This is a genomic window from Rothia sp. HMSC065C12 (assembly GCF_001812085.1).
Taxonomy (GTDB): Bacteria; Actinomycetota; Actinomycetes; order Actinomycetales; family Micrococcaceae; genus Rothia; species Rothia mucilaginosa.
Map to the genome: position 1 here is coordinate 1 of NZ_KV807665.1, position 1718 is coordinate 1718.

1 rRNA gene is annotated in these 1718 nt (G+C 53.5%); it reads left to right on the forward strand.

Annotated features, from left to right (window positions below):
* Positions 1 to 1718 (forward strand): 23S ribosomal RNA (locus HMPREF2836_RS00005); the annotation flags it as partial.

Sequence of the window (1718 nt, forward strand, 5' to 3'; positions counted from 1 at the left end):
TTGTTGGGTAGGGGAGCGTCGTGTAGCCAGTGAAGCTGCGGTGTAAACCAGTGGTGGAGGCTATGCGAGTGAGAATGCAGGCATGAGTAGCGAAAGATGAGTGAGAAACTCATCCGCCGGATGATCAAGGGTTCCAGGGTCAAGTTAATCTGCCCTGGGTTAGTCGGGGCCTAAGGCGAGGCCGACAGGCGTAGTCGATGGATAACGGGTTGATATTCCCGTACCGGTGAAAAACCGCCCATACTGATATTGTGATGCTAACCATGCGAAGCATGATGTGCAGGCTTTTGTTTGTGTGTTGTGTGGGTTGTGGGACCCGATCTTTGGAGGTAAACGTGTTAACAGGTGTGACGCAGGAAGGTAGCCAAGCCACGCGATGGTTGTCGTGGTCTAAGCGTGTAGGGTTGTCGGTTGTTAAATGCGCCGGCTGTGTGCCTGAGACGTGATGGGACCCCGTTTTTGGGGGATTTGGTGATCCTATGCTGCCGAGAAAAGCATCGGCGTGAGGTTTTAGCCGCCCGTACCCTAAACCGACACAGGTGATCAGGTAGAGAATACTAAGGCGATCGAGAGAATCATGGTTAAGGAACTCGGCAAAATGCCCCCGTAACTTCGGGAGAAGGGGGACCTTGAGCGTGATGGGCACTTGCTGCCTGGAGCGTGTATGGGTCGCAGAGACCAGGGGGAAGCGACTGTTTATCAAAAACACAGGTCCGTGCGAAGTCGTAAGACGATGTATACGGACTGACTCCTGCCCGGTGCTGGAAGGTTAAGAGGATTGGTTAGCCTTTGTGGCGAAGCTGAGAATTTAAGCCCCAGTAAACGGCGGTGGTAACTATAACCATCCTAAGGTAGCGAAATTCCTTGTCGGGTAAGTTCCGACCTGCACGAATGGAGTAACGACTTCCCTACTGTCTCAACCATGAACTCGGCGAAATTGCAGTACGAGTAAAGATGCTCGTTTCGCGCAGCAGGACGGAAAGACCCCGTGACCTTTACTATAGTTTGGTATTGGTGTTTGGTTTGGCTTGTGTAGGATAGGTGGGAGACTGTGAAGCATGGACGCTAGTTTGTGTGGAGTCGTTGTTGAAATACCACTCTGGTCAATCTGGATGTCTAACTTCGGGCCATGATCTGGTTCAGGGACAGTGCCTGATGGGTAGTTTAACTGGGGCGGTTGCCTCCTAAAGTGTAACGGAGGCGCCCAAAGGTTCCCTCAGCCTGGTTGGCAATCAGGTGTTGAGTGTAAGTGCACAAGGGAGCTTGACTGTGAGACTGGCAGGTCGAGCAGGGACGAAAGTCGGGACTAGTGATCCGGCGGTACGTTGTGGAACGGCCGTCGCTCAACGGATAAAAGGTACCTCGGGGATAACAGGCTGATCTTGCCCAAGAGTCCATATCGACGGCATGGTTTGGCACCTCGATGTCGGCTCGTCGCATCCTGGGGCTGGAGTCGGTCCCAAGGGTTGGGCTGTTCGCCCATTAAAGCGGTACGCGAGCTGGGTTCAGAACGTCGTGAGACAGTTCGGTCCCTATCCGCTGCGCGCGTTGGAAATTTGAGAAAGGCTGTCCTTAGTACGAGAGGACCGGGACGGACGAACCTCTGGTATGTCAGTTGTACCGCCAGGTGCATGGCTGATTGGCTACGTTCGGGAGGGATAACCGCTGAAAGCATCTAAGCGGGAAGCCTGTTTCGAGATGAGATTTCCTGGCACTTT